Origin of the sequence: Paralteromonas sediminis (genome assembly GCF_003820355.1) — a bacterium.
GTDB classification, from domain to species: domain Bacteria; phylum Pseudomonadota; class Gammaproteobacteria; order Enterobacterales; family Alteromonadaceae; genus Alteromonas_F; species Alteromonas_F sediminis.
Map to the genome: position 1 here is coordinate 1 of NZ_RPOK01000007.1, position 18,740 is coordinate 18,740.

Below are 18,740 nucleotides of genomic sequence, written 5' to 3' on the forward strand. Positions count from 1 at the left end.
CTTCAATTAAAATCGAAATACTTGACTTTAAATTAATAAAGTAAAGCTAAATAAATTGTCGTTGTGACACTCTTAACGAGTGCCCACACAGATTGTCTTGTATCTAATTTTTAAAGAACAAATGTTATGCTTTGCATAACAGCCTGGTGAGCTTTCCTCCCCAAGCGGGACGCGCATTCTACGCGTTTCGTCGTCAGTGTCAACAGTTTATTTCAACTTTATGTCACTGCGGTGTTGCTACCCTTCTAAGCGTTCTTAATTACCCCTCGAAGCGGACGCGCATTGTAGTTTCTTTTTGGCTGGGGTCAACCTCTTTTAAGGTTATTTTTGATGAGAATGTTTCAAATGGTTACAAAACACCCATCCATTAAATATTTATTAACATTTTGAACTATTTTGTAATTAATGTAGTCTAGTTGGGATAATAAAAAGGATTCGTCATTTTTGATAAAGGAATAAAGTCTTATCGTTTTATTACAACAATAGAGTGTAAGTATGCGTAAGAAGTTTGCTTTAACGGTTTTTTGCAGCAGCCTTTTGTTTTCAGCACTTTGCCATGCTGATTCCAATTCAGTAAAAGCCGAAGATTTCGAAAAGAAACAAGCTTTCCTTGAGAGGCAGGTTGATCAAACCATGTCTGTTGGTCGCGCCATAAGATCTATAGCCAGCCACTATCCCCAAGAAACCGTCATCTTTGTAGATATTGCGTTAGACATTTATCCGGCAAAATACAGAGAAATTATATTTGCAGCTATATCAGCACAGCCTCAGGCGACGAAAGAGATTGTACAAATTGCCATAAACAAAAATGTCAGCTCTTGTCCAAGTATCGTAGAACTGGCCATAAAGGCAGAGCCAAGTTATGTTGACTTTGTCGTTCATGCGGCAGCCGAGTCTACCCCTGAAGAGCTCGATGAAATCGTTCGTGTAGCAGTAATAACCGAACCCGATTCGGCAGATCGGATCGTGCAGACATTAGCACGTGAACACCCCAATAAAATGGTAGATATTTTATCTACGGCCATGAAAAGTGTGCCCTTTGTTGGAGAATACATGGTAGATGCACTTTTAGCCATTTTTCCAAACGAAGCCGAAGATGTTGTTACGACGGCGGTCAGAGAATCACTCGTTCACAATAATCAAATAGAGCGTATTATAGAAGCGGCACAAAATGCCGGGGTAACTGAAGCTGATTTGACGCAGTTTGCTTTGCAGGCTGGCGCGACTGACGAACAAATCGCCAAGGCTTTAGTTCATAAAAATAATTAACAGTTTCAACAACAAAAAAACCCGGCTTTTGCCGGGTTTTTTATTATAAGCTTTTGCTTACTCTTCTGTTGCTTCTTCCGTCTCTTCGACATCTTCAACAACAGGGCGGTCAACTAATTCAACAAATGCCATAGGCGCGTTGTCACCTGTGCGGAATCCGCATTTCAAAATGCGAATATAACCACCTGGGCGAGTTTCATAACGCGGACCAAGTTCGTTGAACAATTTACCTACTACTTCTTTATCACCTGTACGAGCCATAGCTAAACGACGGTTAGCTACGCTATCTTTTTTAGCCAGTGTGATAAGAGGCTCAATTACGCGACGTAATTCTTTTGCTTTAGGTAGCGTAGTTTTGATCACTTCATGCTTTACCAAAGAACCAGCCATGTTTTTAAACATAGCGGTACGGTGACTGCTGTTGCGATTCAACTGACGACCACTCTTACGATGGCGCATAGTCTTATCCTTCTAAAGATTAATCTCTGTCAGCGATGCTTTCAGGTGGCCAGTTTTCTAGGCGCATGCCTAGTGATAGACCACGTGAAGCAAGCACGTCTTTAATTTCTGTCAGCGACTTCTTACCAAGGTTAGGTGTCTTTAACAACTCAACCTCAGTGCGCTGAACCAAATCACCAATGTACTGGATAGCTTCCGCTTTCAAACAGTTGGCAGAACGTACCGTAAGCTCAAGATCATCAACAGGACGAAGTAGAATTGGATCGAACTCCGGCTTCTCTTCTTTCTGTTCAGGTACTGAGATATCACGCAATTCAACGAATGCGTCTAGTTGCTCAGCCAAGATAGTGGCAGAACGACGAATGGCCTCTTCAGGATCCAAGGTGCCGTTAGTTTCCATATCTATGATCAATTTGTCTAAATCTGTACGTTGTTCAACACGCGCAGACTCAACAGAATAAGCAATACGTTCAACTGGGCTGTATGAAGCATCAACCAGTAAACGACCAATGGGTCGATCATCTTCTTCAGAGGAACGGCGCGTCGCAGCTGGTACGTAACCACGACCCATTTCTACTTTAATGCGCATGCTGAGCTCAGCTTCGCCGGTCAAAGTACAAATAACATGGTCGGGGTTTACAATTTCAACATCACCATCATGTTGAATATCACCAGCAGTAACCGGACCCGCGCCTGATTTAACCAGTGTTAAGGTAGTCTCGTTTTTGCCTTCAAGCTTAACGGCCAAACCTTTTAGATTTAGTAGGATATCGATTACGTCTTCTTGCACACCTTCTTTAGTGCTGTATTCGTGCAATACGCCATCAATCTCTACTTCAGTCACTGCACATCCAGGCATAGACGAAAGTAAGATACGACGTAGGGCATTACCCAATGTATGACCAAAGCCGCGTTCTAGTGGCTCAAGGGTTACTTTTGCACGAGTAGGAGAAACGTTTTCGATTTCAACCAATCTCGGTTTTAGGAATTCAGTCACAGAACCCACAATGCTTCCTCTTTAGTTAACTATTACTCTCAATTACTTGGAGTAAAGTTCGACGATCAACTGTTCGTTAATTTCGGCAGACAAGTCAGTTCTCTCAGGAACACGCTTGAATGTGCCTTCCATTTTGTTGCTGTCTACTTCAATCCAGGTTGGCTTCTCACGCTGGTCAGCTAGTTCCAAAGCAGCAACAATACGCGCTTGCTTTTTAGCTTTTTCACGGACAGAAACCACGTCTTCGGCAGTAACATTAAATGATGGAATGTTAACCACTTGACCATTTACCATAATAGCTTTGTGGCTTACTAGCTGGCGCGCTTCCGCACGTGTACTAGCAAATCCCATACGATAAACTACGTTATCTAGACGCTGCTCAAGCAATTGCAACAAGTTTTCACCTGTATTGCCTTTAAGGCGAGCCGCTTCTTTATAGTAGTTACGGAATTGCTTTTCCAATACGCCATACATACGACGTACTTTTTGCTTTTCACGCAACTGAACACCGTAGTCAGACAAACGGCCACGACGGGCTCCATGTTGACCAGGCGCAGTTTCAATTTTACATTTTGAATCGATTGCGCGAACGCCGCTCTTAAGGAACAAATCAGTTCCTTCACGACGGCTAAGTTTGAGTTTTGGACCCAAATATCTTGCCATGATCTTTCTCCAACAGTCCGTCGATTAAACGCGACGTTTTTTCGGTGGACGACAACCGTTGTGAGGAATAGGCGTCACATCGGTAATGTTTGTGATCTTGTAACCAGTAGCGTTAAGAGCACGGATAGCCGATTCACGACCTGGACCGGGACCTTTAACGAACACTTCTAGGTTTTTCAGACCGTACTCTTGTGCGGCTACGCCTGCACGCTCAGCAGCAACCTGTGCAGCAAATGGTGTTGATTTACGCGAACCACGGAAACCTGAACCACCAGATGTCGCCCATGCTAACGCATTGCCTTGACGGTCTGTGATAGTCACAATAGTGTTGTTGAAAGAGGCATGGATATGAGCCATACCGTCTGCAACCTGACGTTTAGCGCGCTTACGCGTGCTACGAGCTGGTGCTTTTGCCATAACTTATTCTCCCCGCTTACTTCTTAATTGGCTTACGAGGACCTTTACGGGTACGCGCATTAGTCTTAGTGCGCTGACCACGTAGAGGCAAGCTACGACGGTGGCGTATACCACGGAAGCAACCCAGGTCCATCAAACGTTTGATGCTCATTGAAACTTCACGGCGCAAGTCACCTTCAACAGTGAACTTGGCTACTTCGTCACGAAGCTTATCAATCGTCGCTTCGTCAAGATCTTTAATCTTGGTTGATTCTGCAACACCAGCTGCGGCACAGATGCTTTTCGCACGAGTAGCGCCGATACCGAAGATCGATTGAATAGCGATCACGGTGTGCTTGTGTTCAGGGATGTTAATGCCAGCGATACGGGCCATTAACAGCACTCCTCTAATTATATGTTGACAGCCTAAAAAGCCCGTTAGGATACTTATCCATCAACAAAATTGCAAATAAAGGTAATTGTTTGTTACGACAATACCGGTACCAAGTATGCGGTACCGGTATCAACAAAGCAGTTACCACTTTATAAGATTAGCCTTGCCTTTGCTTATGCTTAGGGTCTGAGCTGCAAATTACACGCACAACACCGTTGCGCTTAATAACTTTACAGCTACGGCAAATCTTTTTAACTGATGCACGAACTTTCATAACATCACTCCTATTTGCCAATCTTAGCGGCCGTAGCCTTTAAGATTCGCTTTCTTCAGAACAGACTCATATTGACTCGACATCAAATGGGTCTGCACCTGCGCCATGAAATCCATGATGACCACTACAATAATCAGAAGAGACGTACCACCGAAGTAGAACGGCACATTCCAAGCAATCAACATAAACTCAGGCACTAAACATACAAAGGTTATATAAAGCGCGCCAGCCAAGGTAAGGCGAGTCATTACTTTATCAATGTAGCGAGAGGTCTGCTCCCCAGGGCGAATCCCAGGAATAAATGCACCGGACTTCTTCAGGTTATCTGCTGTATCACGTGGGTTAAATACCAACGCAGTATAGAAGAAACAGAAAAAGATAATTGCCGTAGCATACAACATCACATACAAAGGTTGGCCAGGAGAAAGCAATAACGCTACGTCCTGCAACCATGCAGTCGATTCATTCTGTCCAAACCAGCCAGCTATTGTACCTGGAAACAGAATAATACTCGAAGCAAAAATTGGTGGAATAACGCCCGCCATATTGACCTTCAGTGGTAAGTGAGAGCTCTGCGCAGCAAACACCTTACGGCCTTGCTGACGCTTCGCATAGTTCACAACGATGCGACGCTGAGCACGTTCAACAAATACCACCAAATACGTTAGAGCAATGACGATTGCACCAATCATAAACAAGAACAACAAGTTGATTTCACCCTGTCGTGCTTGCTCAGCTGTTTGGCCGAGCGCTGTTGGCAGCCCGGCTACAATACCTGCAAAGATAAGGATAGAAATACCGTTTCCGATGCCTCTTTCCGTAATTTGCTCACCTAACCACATTAAGAACATAGTTCCCGTGACTAAGCTGACTACCGCTGTAAAATAAAATCCAAAGCCAGGATTAAGCACCAAACCGTTTATTAAGTTCGGTAGGCCTGTCGCAATCCCAATAGATTGGAATGTCGCCAAAACAAGCGTTAAATAACGCGTGTACTGGCTAATTTTGCGACGACCCGCTTCACCTTCCTTCTTAAGCTCCATCATCGGTGGATGTACCACCGACAATAGCTGCATTATGATGGACGCAGTGATGTAAGGCATAATCCCTAAAGCCAGAACTGACGCTCGCTCAAGTGCACCACCTGAGAACATGTTAAACATTTCTACAATGGTGCCTTTTTGCTGCTCGAACAGCTCAGACAAGACGACTGGATCGATTCCTGGGATAGGCACATAAGAGCCTAGGCGAAATACGATAATCGCACCCAGTACGAACAACAATCTTGATTTAAGCTCACCCAAGCCGCCTTTAGCGCCCGAATCCAATCCTGGTTTAGCCATCTAGCTTATTCCTCTACTTTACCGCCGGCAGCTTCAATCGCTTCACGCGCGCCTTTAGTTACCTTCAACCCGCTAACCGTCACTGCACGTGATACTTCGCCACTCTTGATTACTTTTACAAACAACACGTCTTTCTTAACAAGATTTGCTGCTTTTAAGGTTTCAAGAGAAACAGTATCACCGTTTACTTTCGCGATTTCTGTCAATGTCACTTCATCAGTCACAAAGCTCTTACGCGAAGTAAAACCAAATTTTGGCAGACGGCGCTGAATTGGCATCTGACCACCTTCGAATCCAGGCTTCACAGATCCACCAGAACGGCTCTTTTGACCTTTATGGCCACGACCACCGGTTTTTCCAAGACCTGAACCGATACCACGGCCAAGACGCTTACCAGAATTTTTCGCTCCCGGTGCAGGAGCAATCGTGTTTAAACGCATCTTCTTACTCCTCTACAATCTCAACCATGTAATTAACACGGTTGATCATGCCGCGAACGGCTGGGGTATCTTCTAATTCACGGACACGACCAATTTTACCAAGACCCAAGCCAGTTAGTGTGGCTTTGTGCTTTGGTAAACGGCCAATCGCACTTTTAGTTTGTTTGACTTTAATAGTTGCCATGTCTGCTTACCCCAAAATTTCATCTACAGGCAAACCACGCTTCGCAGCAACTTGTGCTGGAGAGTTCATCGCAGTAAGTGCATCGATAGTTGCACGTACAACGTTGATTGGGTTTGTTGAGCCGTAGCATTTTGAAAGTACGTTTTGTACGCCAGCGACTTCAAGTACTGCACGCATCGCACCACCGGCAATAATACCAGTACCTTCAGATGCAGGCTGCATATATACTTTTGAGCCAGAATGACGACCTTTGATTGGGTGCTGTAGCGTGTGACCGTTTAAGTCAACGTCAACCATGTTGCGACGCGCTTTTTCCATCGCTTTTTGGATAGCAGCAGGCACTTCACGTGCTTTACCATAACCAAAACCGACACGACCACTGCCATCACCTACAACCGTTAATGCAGTAAAGCTGAAGATACGTCCACCTTTAACTACTTTCGATACACGGTTTACAGCGATTAGCTTTTCTAACAAGTCACCTTGTTGTTGAACTTCTTGTTTAGCCATGATCTACTCCTAGAACTGAAGGCCAGCTTCGCGAGCTGCATCAGCTAATGCTTTTACGCGACCGTGGTATTTAAAACCGCTGCGATCGAAAGCCACTTCTTTAATGCCTTTCTCAATCGCACGCTCTGCAATTGCTTTACCCACAATAGCGGCCGCTTCTGCATTACCTGTTGCTTTCAGATCTTTCTTGATATCTGCTTCAACAGTAGACGCTGCTGCCAATACTTCAGAACCGCTAGGTGCGATTAGCTGAGCATAAATGTGGCGAGGTGTACGGTTTACAACCAGGCGATGCGCTTCAAGTTCGGCAATTTTTTTACGTGCGCGCGTTGCGCGACGAATACGAGCTGATTTCTTATCCATCGTATCACCCACCTACTTTTTCTTAGCTTCTTTACGACGAACTTGTTCGTCAGCGTAACGTACACCCTTACCTTTATAAGGCTCTGGTGGACGCCATGCGCGAATGTTTGCCGCGATTTGACCAACTGCCTGCTTATCGGCGCCTTTAACGACGATTTCAGTTTGGCTTGGCGTTTCTACAGTGATGCCTTCTGGCATTTCAACCACTACAGGGTGCGAGAAGCCAAGAGTAAGATTAAGTTTCTTACCTTGTGCTTGTGCACGATAACCAACACCATTCAGTTGAAGCTTCTTTTCAAAACCTTCTGATACACCGATAACCATTGCGTTCAACAATGCGCGTGCAGTACCAGCTTGTGCCCAACCATCAGCAAAACCTTCACGAGGTGCTACTTTGATTTGTGCGTCTTCTTGTACTACTTCAACCGCAGGATTGAAAGCTCGGCTTAACGTGCCGTTTTTACCCTTAACTGTAACATCTTGGCCGTTGATAGAAATTTCAACACCTGATGCTAAAGAAACTGGGGCTTTTGCTACTCGTGACATGTCTAATCCTCCGTTATGCTACATAACCGATGATCTCACCGCCCATGCCTGCTTTACGCGCAGCACGGTCAGTCATCACACCTTTAGACGTGGAAACGATAGCAATGCCAAGTCCGCCTAGTACTTTTGGAAGCTCATCTTTTTTCTTATAGATGCGCAGACCAGGACGGCTAACACGCTCGATAGTATCGATTACTTTTTTGCCTTCGAAGTACTTTAACGTCACTTCTAAAGAAGGCTTAACGTCACCAGACACTGCGAAATCGCTGATATAACCTTCGTCCTTAAGAACGCCGGCAATCGCAATACGCAATTTGGAAGAAGGCATCGCTACCGATACTTTCTGTGCCATCTGGCCGTTACGGATGCGGGTAAACATATCCGCGATAGGATCTTGCATACTCATATCTGCTACTCCTTACCAGCTGGCTTTTTTCAAGCCAGGGACTTCACCGCGCATCGCTGCTTCGCGCAACTTGATACGGCTTAGGCCAAATTTGCGTAGGTAACCATGTGGACGACCAGTAACACGGCAGCGGTTTTGCTGGCGTGACTTGGAAGAATCACGTGGTAGTTGTTGTAGCTTGAGTACAGCATCCCAACGCTCTTCTTCAGAGGCGTTGACATCGCTGATAATCGCTTTAAGTGCTGCGCGTTTTTCTGCGTACTTAGCTACAAGCTTAGTACGTTTCACTTCGCGCGCTTTCATTGATTCTTTTGCCATAACCCTACACCTTACTTTTTGAACGGGAAGTTGAACGCAGTCAACAACGCACGTGCTTCGTCATCAGAATTCGCACTGGTAGTGATAGTAATATCCATACCGCGAACCTTATCCACTTTATCGAAATCGATTTCAGGGAAGATGATTTGCTCACGTACACCCATGCTGTAATTTCCACGGCCGTCAAACGACTTTGCATTCAGACCACGGAAGTCACGGATACGAGGAATTGCAATTGAGATTAAACGCTCAAGGAATTCCCACATGCGTTCACCACGTAGGGTTACTTTACAGCCAATCGGATAACCTTCACGGATTTTAAAACCCGCAACAGATTTTCTGGCAACAGTGACAACTGGTTTTTGACCGGCGATCGCCGCCATGTCTGATTGTGCTGCTTCCAGCACTTTTTTGTCAGCTACTGCTTCACCTAAACCCATGTTTAGAGTGATTTTCTCTATCCGAGGGACTTGCATGACGCTTTTGTATCCGAACTGCTTCGCAAGTTCAGCTACTACTGTTTCTTTATAGAAATCATGCAGTTTCGCCATCGTACTCTCCTAATTTAAACCAGTTCACCGTTTGATTTGAAGACACGCACTTTCTTGCCGTCTTCAACACGGAAACCAACACGGTCAGCTTTGCCCGTAGCCGGGTTTACCAAAGCGACATTTGAAACGTGGATAGATGCTTCTTTCTCAATAATGCCACCTGCTTCGCCCAACTGAGGGTTAGGTTTGGTGTGCTTCTTGATGATATTGATGCCTTCTACCACTACACGGTCTTCAGACGTAAGTACACGCAAAACTTTGCCTTGCTTGCCTTTGTCTTTACCCGCTAATACGACTACTTCATCATCACGACGAATTTTTCTAGCCATTATCGTGACTCCTTATAGTACCTCTGGGGCCAACGAGATGATCTTCATGAAGTTATCTCCACGAAGCTCGCGAGTGACCGGGCCAAAGATACGCGTGCCAATAGGTTGCTTGTTTGCGTTAAGCAAAACAGCTGCGTTGTTATCGAAACGAATGGTTGAACCATCTGCGCGACGAACGCCTTTCCTAGTACGCACCACCACTGCATTCAGTACGTCACCTTTTTTAACTTTACCGCGAGGAATTGCTTCCTTGACGGTAACTTTGATGATGTCACCGATATGTGCATAACGGCGATGCGAGCCACCTAGAACCTTAATACACTGAACCCTGCGAGCGCCGCTGTTGTCGGCAACATCCAGGTTAGTTTGCATTTGGATCATGTGAGTGCTCCGCTGTTAAATTACGGCCTACAACAGGCCCTTAAAGCTCTAAAAATAAGCGTTTCCGCTTAATTCTTAGCCATACCCCCATAAAAAGGGCGCGAAATGATAACAGAAAAGATTTAGAAGCGATACCTCAAAATTGAATTAATTTTAGGCAATGTCTGCTCTTCCGATAGCGAGTGGAAATTAAGATAGGGAACAAGTTTTATTGCACATGCTATTGATAACCATTCTTATTACCATTAATATGTGCGCACTTTGATACCGCAGTCAAACCTCACCTAGAAGGCGCCTGCGCAATCACTACACTACAAGCACCCACTCATTTGGAGATAATGGACGTGAAATTTAAGCTGACTAGCATCGCTGCTGCGCTTTTGATAACCCATTCAGCAAACGCAGAATATATGAAGGAAGTTGAAAAGATTACTGTGACTGGACAGTATCTTTCAGTGAGCGAGTCTAACTCGGTGAAAACACCTACACCGATTATTGATGTACCGCAGAGCCTCACCATACTTACCGCTGAAGAAATGACACAACGCGGTATCACTACTATCGGCCAAATAATCGATTACACACCTGGCGTTAATACCTCTCAGGGTGAAGGACATCGTGACGCAGTGGTTTTCCGAGGTGTACGCTCTACCGCCGACTTTTACATTGATGGTAACCGTGATGACGTGCAATATTATCGCGCGCTGTACAACATTGAGCAGGTTGAAATTTTACGCGGGCCTAATGCATTGTTGTTTGGACGGGGCGGTACAGGCGGCATCTTGAATCGCGTATCCAAAAAAGCGTCGGTGGGTGAAGCGTTTACCGGCTACACCGCATCATTAAATACCTTTGGCGGTTACAGTGGTACTGTGGATACCAATTTTGAGACGGGTGATAATTCAGCTGTCCGCGTTAACGCTATGATTGATGAGTTGGATAACCACCGCGATTTTTATGACGGCACTCGCTATGGCTTTAATCCTACTGCCCGCTTTGAACTAGGCGATAAAAGCGTGCTGGACATATCTTATGAATATATCGACCATGAGCGTTTTATCGATCGGGGTATTCCTACTGGCGCCGACGGTAGACCAGTTGAAGCTTTTGAAGATATTGTCTTTGGCGATCCGGATAACAATTACCACACATTGGAAGCTAATGTTTTCAGAGCGAACCTGCAACACCAGTTTTCAGACGCTACCAAAGGAAACTTTAGTGCCTTTTACGGTGACTACGATAAGGTTTATGCCAACTTTTATGCCTCGGATTACAACCCAGAAGTACAAATTGTGACCCTCGACGGGTATATTGACAATACTGTCAGAGAAAGCATTATTCTCTCAGGAAACGTGGTCAGTGAATTTGATACGGGCAGTATTGGTCATACACTGATTTTCGGCGCTGAATACATACTTACTGACTCTGACCAAGACAGATTCAACCCTGTATTTTCAACCACAGGCAATGATAAAGAGAGCTTTACCGCGCAGCGTCCACTTAACATCCGTAATATGGCCGGTGTTAATAGTGCGGGCGAGGCTTTTACCGTTCGCTTTGACGATTTGAATGACGATACACGCGTAGATCTTGATGTGTACTCTTTGTATGTTCAGGATGAAATAGAATTGTCTGAACACCTAGATATCGTATTGGGTGCACGTTTTGACAGTATTAAGGTGGTTGCTTTTGACGCCACTTCGTTTACTCGTCAACAGCGCTCCGATCAAGAAGTTTCGCCTCGTGCAGGCCTTATATACAAGCCTCAAGAAAACGTTTCTCTATACGCTAGCTATAGTGAGTCATTTCTTCCCCGAAGCGGCGAGCAATATGCCAACGTAAGCGACAATAGCTTAGACCCAAATACTTTTGCTAACCAAGAAATTGGCATCAAGTGGGATTTTGCTGACAGTATGAGTTTCACTGCTGCCATTTTTGAAAACGAGCAAAGTTCACCACAGGTATCTGACAACGATCCTGAAACTCTGGATGTAATAGACTCCGAGATATCAGGTTTTGAATTGCAGCTCACTGGCTACATTACCGATGAGTGGTTTGTTAATGCAAATTACAGTAATTTGGACGGTGAACGTGTTACCCGTTCAGGGCCAACTGGACTGACACCACGTGAATTACCGGAGCAAACCTATTCATTGTGGACCTCGTATCAGTTTAGTGACACGTTTGGTGTAGGTGTGGGTGTTACTTATCAGGACGAAAGCTTTATCGATAATGGCAATACCCGCGTATTACCCAGCTATACACGTGTAGATGCTGCGGCCTATTACAGTGTTTCTGATGACCTTCGCGTGCAGCTACACATTGAAAACCTGACGGATGAGTTGTATTTCCCAAATTCACACTCAAACCATCAGGCAACTGTAGCGGCTCCGATTAATGCCACACTTAAAGTTGTAGGGTCGTTCTAAGCTCTACTATTGGCGCTGGCGTACGCACTCATACAAGCATACGCCAGTTGCCACTGACACATTTAAGCTAGATACTTCACCCGCCATCGGCAACTTCGCCAACTCATCACAGGTCTCCCGCGTAAGACGACGCATGCCCTTGCCTTCAGCGCCCATCACCAATGCCAACGGCCCTGTGAGTGAAATATCGTACAATAATTTGTCTGCCTCTCCAGCCGTCCCTACTACCCAAACACGCTTATCTTGCAAATGCTTTAATGTTCTCGCCAGATTTGTCACTTGAATTAGCGGCATGACTTCTGCGGCACCACAGGCCACTTTTCTCACTGTCGCCGTAATTGATACCGACTTATCCTTGGGTACAATCACCGCGGTCACACCCGCGGCATCGGCAGTTCGCAAACACGCCCCCAAATTGTGGGGATCGGTTATGCCGTCTAACACCAAAAACAAGGGTGTCGTTGTTTGCTCTAACAATTCATCTAAATCGTTTTCATCCAGTACTCTGGCAGGTCTAGCTCTGGCGACAACGCCCTGGTGACGTTCACCATTGACTTTATTATCAAGCGTCGACCTATTACAAAACTGCACACTTACGCCATGTTGACGAGACATGGTGATCACTTTGATAAGACGTTCATCATCACGCCCTTTTAGCGCCCAGACCTCCATAATACGCGCAGGTTCTTTTTCCAGCACAGCGGTGACAGCATGCAAACCATAAAGCCATTCTTGTTGCGCCATTACTTACCTCTTTTCTTTGCGGTTGGCTTTTTGGACGTTTTAGTTCTTTTTCCTGCTTTACCAGCGCGCGGTGGTGCCGTTTTTTTACTGCTTACCTTTACCCGTTTTCCCTTTCTTGTCTTCAACGTAGACGGGTCAATGATCAGGTCTATCTTTCTTTCATCTAGATTCACCGAGGCAACCTGAACGGACACCGTATCTCCCAAACGAAACATTTGGCCCGTTGCTTCACCAATAAGACATTGACGAACCTCATCATACTGATAAAAGTCTTTCTCCAGCGAGGTGATGTGCACCAGACCGTCAATGTGATATTCCCCGATACGGACAAAAAGCCCGAAGCCTGTTACAGATGCCACTACGCCGTCAAAGGTGTCGCCTACATGATCCAGCATAAACTCGCACTTTAGCCAGTCAGCCACATCTCTCGTTGCATCATCAGCCCTGCGCTCGGTCATAGAGCACTGTTCTCCCAATTGAGAGATCTCTTCTTCGTTGTACGCTTTAGATCCACTTACCGCTTGTTTTTGCTTTTTTAACAAAGACTTGATGGTTCGATGAACTACCAGATCAGGATAGCGACGAATCGGTGAGGTAAAGTGGGTATAGGCAGAGAGAGCCAATCCAAAATGGCCAATGTTGTCACCATCATAAATCGCTTGTTTCATCGAGCGCAGTAGCATAGTTTGAATCAGTTCACTGTCTGGACGATTGCTCGTTTTACTGACAACTGCCGCGAAATCAAACGGGCTCGCATCCTCACTTATTTTGTGCGGAATACCAATTTCGCCTAAATACGCAGTAAGGGTATTCAGGCGGTCCTGGTCTGGTTTGTCATGCACCCGGAAAAGGCAGTCAGCCTTATTTTCTTCAATGAAACGTGCAGCACATACATTCGCAAGGATCATGCACTCTTCGATGATTTTATGGGCGTCATTTCGCACCAGCGGCACTATGGTGTCTATCTTCCTTTGAGCATTGAACACAAACTTACTTTCTTGAGTTTCAAATTCAATAGCACCTCTGTTACTTCGCACTTTTTTTAACACTTTGAAGAGGCTGTAGAGATCGCGTAAATGCGGTACATGTTGGTCGTATCTTTGGTAGAGATCTTTGTCACCCTGCAAAATACCCCACACCTTATTATAAGTGAGTCTGGCATGTGACCGCATAACCGCTTCGTAAAACTGATAATCCTCTATCTTTCCTTGCTCAGATATACTCATCTCGCACACCATACACAGGCGGTCCACGTCTGGATTTAGTGAGCACAAGCCATTGGAGAGGGCCTCAGGCAGCATGGGTATAACATTCTCTGGAAAATACACAGAATTGCCGCGCTCAGTGGCTTCTTTATCGAGTGCACTACCTGGTCTCACGTAGTAACTTACATCCGCTATAGCTACCCAGAGCTGCCAGCCGCCATTGTCTAACGGTTCGCAAAATACGGCATCGTCGAAATCTCTCGCGTCTTCGCCATCAATGGTCACTAATGGGAGTTGTCTCAGGTCAATTCTGCCGGTTTTGGCTTCTTCCGGCACAAACTCACCCACACTCTCCATTTCTTTGCCCACCGCTTTTGGCCAGTTATGCGGTATGTCAAAGGTACGCAGAGCCATCTGAATTTCCATGCCAGGCGCCATATGCTCCCCAAGCACTTCTATGACCCTTCCTACCGGACTCACACGACGCCTTGGCCTTTGCGTCAACTCTACAACAACCACCTGCCCTTGCCGTGCTCCCTTTTCATGTTCGGGAGGGATAACGATATCGTGCTGCAAGCGACTATCGTCCGGCACCACCATTGCAAATCCTTGCTCGGTAAAGAAACGACCGACAATTAGCTCCTCGCGTGGCTGAATGACCTGAGTGATATACGCTTCTTTTCGTCCTCTTCGGTCTACACCAGACTCGCGAGCTTCGACAATATCACCATGCATGAACAACTGCATTTGCCCTTTACTGATGAAAAGGTCTTCACCACCGCCTTCAGGCCTTAAAAAACCAAAGCCGTCTCTGTGTCCGAGAATACGACCTTTGATGAGCTGCTCTTGTTTGACGATGGCGTAACGTTTTTGCTTGGTAAATTGAACCTGACCTTCCCTTTCCATGGCGCGTAGGCGGCGTTGAATGCCAATTTTTGCGTTCTCATCATTGGCATTAGCCAGCAAGCAAATATCGACAAAAGACAGCGGTTTACCTTCTTTTGCCAACAAGTCTAGCAAGTGTTCTCGACTGGCAACTGGGTTGTCATATTTAGCTTTTTCTCTTTCGAAGTGTGGGTCGTCGCTCATGCGAACCTAAAGTAGATGGATGATTATGTGCGCAAGTATAACAGCTATCATCGTTGACGTGCATGAAGGTTTTGTGGTTAACCCTCTAATGGCCTACGTGCAGCGCGAACAGCTTTGGGGTGCATAAGCTTTTCTAGGTTTTGCAAATACAAAGCAATTTGGGCGTGAACATCTTTGTCATCAGTAATAGCGTTGTACAACCAGTGATAAGCATATTCATAATCATAAGGACTACCGTGCCCATCAATAAAGAGCTTTGCCAGCTGCAGCTGCGCGTTTAAATTGCCCAAAGCCGATGCTTCACGTAAGTAAACAACCGCGCGTTTTTTATCTTCCTGAACCAGTGTGCCATTTGCGTGATAACGGCCCAATTGTTCCAATGCTGCGGGTAGCCCTTGTGCAGCAGCGTCACGCATAAACCTAACCCCCCTTTCAGGATTGGCATCTACACACACGCCCCACGCAAGCATGTCTCCCCATAAAAACTGATAAGCAGGGACCTTGAGAACCTCGGCACGGGCTTCAATGTCCTGGTTGAGCTGGCAGCGGTCTAGTACGACACGGTCCAAGTGCGCATTTGTGTTGATCAACTTAATGAGTTCATCCTGTGAGTACAGCTGCACGGCTTTGATTTCCTGAGCATACCCTTTCAGAGGCAACAAAAGTGCACTCACCGTCAAAATCATTATTGACATCAATCGGGTAATGCTAAGTTTCATCTTCATCAGCCTGCTTCACACGTTAACTCTTTTATATTATCGGCGCCTTTCGGTGCAGCTTGAACCCGATTAATTCAAACGCGGACTCAATGCTGATTGCAACCTTTGGGCGAGCTCTGAAAGGTCATGGCCCAAGTCGGTAAGATAGCCCCCATCGGGCTGAGTAATGACACCTTTCGCGTAAAGCCTCTCCGCAGCTTCCCTAACTTCTGAACTGGCATCGTGATGAATTTTAAGTCCTTGCATTAGACTCTGTGTGGGAAACTTGAGAATCAGGTTAAGCTCTTCAATCATGTCGCTTGAAAAAACCATGGTTTTACCCCTTAGGCAGGCCTTTGAATGTGTCCAAAGACAACGCGTCTTTGTTTCTATATGTATCATGCGCCAATTACGCGTTGCTCACAATACTTTGCTTGTGCGAGATACTGAATAAACACCGTGATCAAATGCAAACGTTTGTGGGTATAATTCGGGTACTAATCGTTAAATGAGAGCGTAGCGCGCAGATATGCAATATAAAGATCTCCGAGACTTCATAGAAAAACTCGAAAAACAAGGAAAGCTAAAACGGATAACGCAGGAGGTCTCTACCGAGCTGGAAATGACTGAAATTGCCGACCGAACGTTACGCGCTGGCGGTCCCGCGCTCTTGTTTGAAAACCCCAAGGGACACACTGTGCCCGTGCTAGCAAATTTATTCGGTACACCAGAGCGAGTAGCAATGGGCATGGGTCAATCGTCTGTTGAAGCATTACGTGAAGTAGGAAAGCTTCTAGCATATCTAAAAGAGCCTGAGCCTCCAAAAGGTATCAAGGACTTGTGGGAAAAAATTCCGGTTTTCAAGCAAGTGCTCAACATGCCCGCAAAAACAGTGAAGAAAGCTGAGTGCCAGCAGGTTGTATTAACGGGTGACGACGTTGACTTAACCAAACTTCCTATTCAACGCTGTTGGCCTGGTGATGCTGCACCACTAGTCACATGGGGCCTCACAGTGACAAAAGGGCCACACAAAAAAAGACAAAACCTCGGGATTTACAGACAACAGCTGATTGGCAAAAATAAACTGATCATGCGGTGGCTCTCTCACAGAGGTGGTGCATTGGATTTTAGGGAATGGTGCCAGACTCATCCAGGCGAACCTTACCCTGTTTCAGTGGCCCTAGGTGCTGACCCTGCCACTATTCTGGGTGCAGTCACCCCTGTACCAGATACGTTATCCGAATATGCGTTCGCAGGCTTATTGCGAGGTTCTAAAACAGAGGTAGTCAAGAGTATTAGCAACGATCTACAGGTACCCGCCAGCGCGGAAATTGTGCTCGAAGGTTATATTGCACAAGACGAAACCGCCCCGGAAGGGCCATATGGTGATCACACAGGCTACTATAATGAAGTTGATGACTTTCCTGTGTTCACGGTTACGCATATTACACATAGAAAAGATCCCATCTATCACTCTACCTATACCGGAAGGCCACCCGATGAACCGGCTATTCTCGGTGTCGCTTTAAATGAAGTGTTCGTGCCGATCCTTCAAAAGCAATTTCCCGAAATAGTAGACTTTTACTTGCCGCCTGAAGGGTGCTCTTATCGCATGGCCATCGTTACAATGAAAAAGCAATATCCCGGTCACGCGAAACGCGTCATGATGGGGGTATGGTCTTTCCTCCGGCAGTTTATGTACACCAAGTTTGTCATTGTCTGTGACGATGACGTGGATGCAAGAAACTGGGAAGATGTTATTTGGGCCATCACGACGAGAATGGACCCGACTAGAGACACTACGCTCATTGACAATACGCCCATAGACTACTTGGATTTTGCTTCACCTGTATCTGGACTTGGTTCGAAAATGGGAATGGACGCCACCAACAAAATGCCAGGTGAAACAGACAGAGAATGGGGCGAGCCTATTGTTATGGACGAGGCGGTTAAGCAAAGGGTTGATGCAATATGGGACGAACTTGGTATCATGTCGCCAGACACGAAATAGATTGAAAACGAAGTACAGCTATTATGACGCAAACTTGCTGCGATATTCTCGACATCACCCCCGTAACACCTGTGGTATATCAAGTGCGGTTAAAGCCGCAGTCCCCGATTACTTTTCAGGCGGGACAGTATCTTCTTGTGCATATGGGTGACGAGGACAAGCGCCCCTTTTCGATTGCGTCGGCCGTGTATGAAAATGATGAAATAGAACTTCATATTGGTGCAGACAAATCGAACAAATACGCGTTTGAAGTGTTAGAGTTACTGCAACAGCGCGATAACGTTGAGATCAGTGGCGGGTTTGGTGAAGCCTATCTGAGAACTACAGAAAGACCGAGTATTTTGGTTGCGGGAGGAACAGGGTTTTCCTACACCTACGCAATTTTAAAACAAGCCCTACACGACAACCCTTCGGCTGACATTACGCTATATTGGGGCAGCAGACAGCAAAGCGATTTTTACTTTCTCGATACACTTAGAAAGTTAGAAAGTGAGCATCGTCATTTTACGTTTGTGCCCGTTGTTGAACATGCAGACGATAGCTGGAAAGGCAGAACAGGGTGGGTTCACAAAGCGGTACTCGCTGATTTTCCATCGCTCTCAGGCTACCATGTATATATTGCAGGGCGATTCGAAATGGCAAAAACTGCACGCGATGACTTTTTTGCTAAAGGCTTAACGGAAGAGGCATTGTATGGCGATGCCTATGCATTTATCTAACGCGCAATAACCTTTTAGTGAG

Annotated in this window: 25 protein-coding genes; 4 read left to right on the forward strand and 21 right to left on the reverse strand. The window is 45.8% G+C overall.

All coding sequences use genetic code 11. The features are described 5' to 3' along the window. The first annotated feature begins 495 nt into the window (after positions 1-495). Positions 496-1,269, forward strand: a complete 774-nt coding sequence (locus DRW07_RS17725; RefSeq protein ID WP_165870546.1) for a hypothetical protein — start codon at positions 496-498, stop codon at positions 1,267-1,269. Positions 1,270-1,326: 57 nt separating this feature from the next. Here DRW07_RS17725 and rplQ read toward each other — a convergent pair whose 3' ends face one another. The 17 genes from rplQ to rplN form a co-directional block, all read right to left on the reverse strand. Beyond that, positions 1,327-1,728 (reverse strand): 50S ribosomal protein L17, encoded by a 402-nt coding sequence (rplQ, locus tag DRW07_RS17730; protein ID WP_124029294.1) that lies wholly within the window; start codon positions 1,726-1,728, stop codon positions 1,327-1,329. A gap of 19 nt (positions 1,729-1,747) precedes the next feature. Beyond that, the gene (locus tag DRW07_RS17735) at positions 1,748-2,737 is read right to left on the reverse strand and encodes a DNA-directed RNA polymerase subunit alpha (RefSeq protein ID WP_124029295.1); all 990 of its coding nucleotides are present in this window, start codon (positions 2,735-2,737) and stop codon (positions 1,748-1,750) included. Between the two features lie 30 nt (positions 2,738-2,767). Further along, on the reverse strand, positions 2,768-3,388 hold the full coding sequence (gene rpsD / locus DRW07_RS17740) for a 30S ribosomal protein S4 (RefSeq protein ID WP_124029296.1): 621 nt from the start codon (positions 3,386-3,388) through the stop codon (positions 2,768-2,770). Positions 3,389-3,412: 24 nt separating this feature from the next. Beyond that, on the reverse strand, positions 3,413-3,805 hold the full coding sequence (rpsK, locus tag DRW07_RS17745) for a 30S ribosomal protein S11 (protein WP_013786215.1): 393 nt from the start codon (positions 3,803-3,805) through the stop codon (positions 3,413-3,415). A 16-nt stretch (positions 3,806-3,821) separates the two neighbouring features. Further along, positions 3,822-4,178 carry a 30S ribosomal protein S13 gene (gene rpsM / locus DRW07_RS17750; protein WP_124029297.1) on the reverse strand — a complete coding sequence of 119 codons (357 nt, stop codon included), beginning with the start codon at positions 4,176-4,178 and terminating at the stop codon, positions 3,822-3,824. A gap of 157 nt (positions 4,179-4,335) precedes the next feature. Next, on the reverse strand, positions 4,336-4,452 hold the full coding sequence (gene rpmJ / locus DRW07_RS17755; RefSeq protein ID WP_124029298.1) for a 50S ribosomal protein L36: 117 nt from the start codon (positions 4,450-4,452) through the stop codon (positions 4,336-4,338). A 23-nt stretch (positions 4,453-4,475) separates the two neighbouring features. Next, positions 4,476-5,795, reverse strand: coding sequence for a preprotein translocase subunit SecY (gene secY, locus DRW07_RS17760; RefSeq protein WP_124029299.1), 1,320 nt, complete (start codon positions 5,793-5,795; stop codon positions 4,476-4,478). Between the two features lie 5 nt (positions 5,796-5,800). After that, a complete protein-coding gene (gene rplO, locus DRW07_RS17765; protein WP_124029300.1) occupies positions 5,801-6,235 on the reverse strand; it encodes a 50S ribosomal protein L15 in 435 nt (144 codons plus the stop codon). Between the two features lie 4 nt (positions 6,236-6,239). Then, positions 6,240-6,419, reverse strand: coding sequence for a 50S ribosomal protein L30 (gene rpmD, locus DRW07_RS17770; RefSeq protein ID WP_124029301.1), 180 nt, complete (start codon positions 6,417-6,419; stop codon positions 6,240-6,242). A gap of 6 nt (positions 6,420-6,425) precedes the next feature. Next, entirely contained in the window at positions 6,426-6,929 is a 504-nt protein-coding gene (rpsE, locus tag DRW07_RS17775; protein ID WP_124029302.1) for a 30S ribosomal protein S5, read from the reverse strand. 9 nt (positions 6,930-6,938) lie between these two features. After that, on the reverse strand, positions 6,939-7,292 hold the full coding sequence (gene rplR / locus DRW07_RS17780) for a 50S ribosomal protein L18 (RefSeq protein WP_124029303.1): 354 nt from the start codon (positions 7,290-7,292) through the stop codon (positions 6,939-6,941). 12 nt (positions 7,293-7,304) lie between these two features. Continuing rightward, complete coding sequence (gene rplF / locus DRW07_RS17785) at positions 7,305-7,838, reverse strand: 50S ribosomal protein L6 (RefSeq protein WP_124029304.1); 534 nt, start codon at positions 7,836-7,838, stop codon at positions 7,305-7,307. Positions 7,839-7,851: 13 nt separating this feature from the next. Continuing rightward, positions 7,852-8,244 (reverse strand): 30S ribosomal protein S8, encoded by a 393-nt coding sequence (gene rpsH, locus DRW07_RS17790; protein WP_124029305.1) that lies wholly within the window; start codon positions 8,242-8,244, stop codon positions 7,852-7,854. Positions 8,245-8,256: 12 nt separating this feature from the next. Continuing rightward, complete coding sequence (gene rpsN, locus DRW07_RS17795; RefSeq protein ID WP_124029306.1) at positions 8,257-8,562, reverse strand: 30S ribosomal protein S14; 306 nt, start codon at positions 8,560-8,562, stop codon at positions 8,257-8,259. A gap of 11 nt (positions 8,563-8,573) precedes the next feature. Next, the gene (gene rplE / locus DRW07_RS17800) at positions 8,574-9,113 is read right to left on the reverse strand and encodes a 50S ribosomal protein L5 (RefSeq protein WP_124029307.1); all 540 of its coding nucleotides are present in this window, start codon (positions 9,111-9,113) and stop codon (positions 8,574-8,576) included. 14 nt (positions 9,114-9,127) lie between these two features. After that, a complete protein-coding gene (rplX, locus tag DRW07_RS17805; protein ID WP_124029308.1) occupies positions 9,128-9,442 on the reverse strand; it encodes a 50S ribosomal protein L24 in 315 nt (104 codons plus the stop codon). A 12-nt stretch (positions 9,443-9,454) separates the two neighbouring features. Then, positions 9,455-9,823 (reverse strand): 50S ribosomal protein L14, encoded by a 369-nt coding sequence (gene rplN, locus DRW07_RS17810; RefSeq protein ID WP_124029309.1) that lies wholly within the window; start codon positions 9,821-9,823, stop codon positions 9,455-9,457. A 338-nt stretch (positions 9,824-10,161) separates the two neighbouring features. Here rplN and DRW07_RS17815 point away from each other — a divergent pair, with 338 nt between their 5' ends. Continuing rightward, the gene (locus tag DRW07_RS17815) at positions 10,162-12,252 is read left to right on the forward strand and encodes a TonB-dependent receptor (RefSeq protein ID WP_240630728.1); all 2,091 of its coding nucleotides are present in this window, start codon (positions 10,162-10,164) and stop codon (positions 12,250-12,252) included. A gap of 6 nt (positions 12,253-12,258) precedes the next feature. Here DRW07_RS17815 and rlmB read toward each other — a convergent pair whose 3' ends face one another. The 4 genes from rlmB to DRW07_RS17835 all read right to left on the reverse strand — a co-directional run bounded on the left by rlmB (position 12,259) and on the right by DRW07_RS17835 (position 16,321). Continuing rightward, a complete protein-coding gene (gene rlmB / locus DRW07_RS17820) occupies positions 12,259-12,996 on the reverse strand; it encodes a 23S rRNA (guanosine(2251)-2'-O)-methyltransferase RlmB (RefSeq protein WP_124029310.1) in 738 nt (245 codons plus the stop codon). After that, positions 12,996-15,290 (reverse strand): ribonuclease R, encoded by a 2,295-nt coding sequence (gene rnr, locus DRW07_RS17825; RefSeq protein ID WP_124029311.1) that lies wholly within the window; start codon positions 15,288-15,290, stop codon positions 12,996-12,998. The genes rlmB and rnr overlap by 1 nt, the downstream gene beginning before the upstream one ends. Positions 15,291-15,367: 77 nt before the next feature. After that, entirely contained in the window at positions 15,368-15,985 is a 618-nt protein-coding gene (locus tag DRW07_RS17830) for a tetratricopeptide repeat protein (protein ID WP_240630740.1), read from the reverse strand. Positions 15,986-16,078: 93 nt separating this feature from the next. Continuing rightward, a complete protein-coding gene (locus DRW07_RS17835) occupies positions 16,079-16,321 on the reverse strand; it encodes a TIGR02647 family protein (protein WP_124029312.1) in 243 nt (80 codons plus the stop codon). Between the two features lie 196 nt (positions 16,322-16,517). Between DRW07_RS17835 and ubiD the strand changes: the two genes are divergently transcribed. Together ubiD and fre are read left to right on the forward strand one after the other, a co-directional pair. Then, on the forward strand, positions 16,518-17,999 hold the full coding sequence (ubiD, locus tag DRW07_RS17840) for a 4-hydroxy-3-polyprenylbenzoate decarboxylase (RefSeq protein WP_124029313.1): 1,482 nt from the start codon (positions 16,518-16,520) through the stop codon (positions 17,997-17,999). A gap of 23 nt (positions 18,000-18,022) precedes the next feature. Next, on the forward strand, positions 18,023-18,718 hold the full coding sequence (gene fre / locus DRW07_RS17845; protein WP_124029314.1) for an NAD(P)H-flavin reductase: 696 nt from the start codon (positions 18,023-18,025) through the stop codon (positions 18,716-18,718). Positions 18,719-18,740 lie beyond the last annotated feature (22 nt).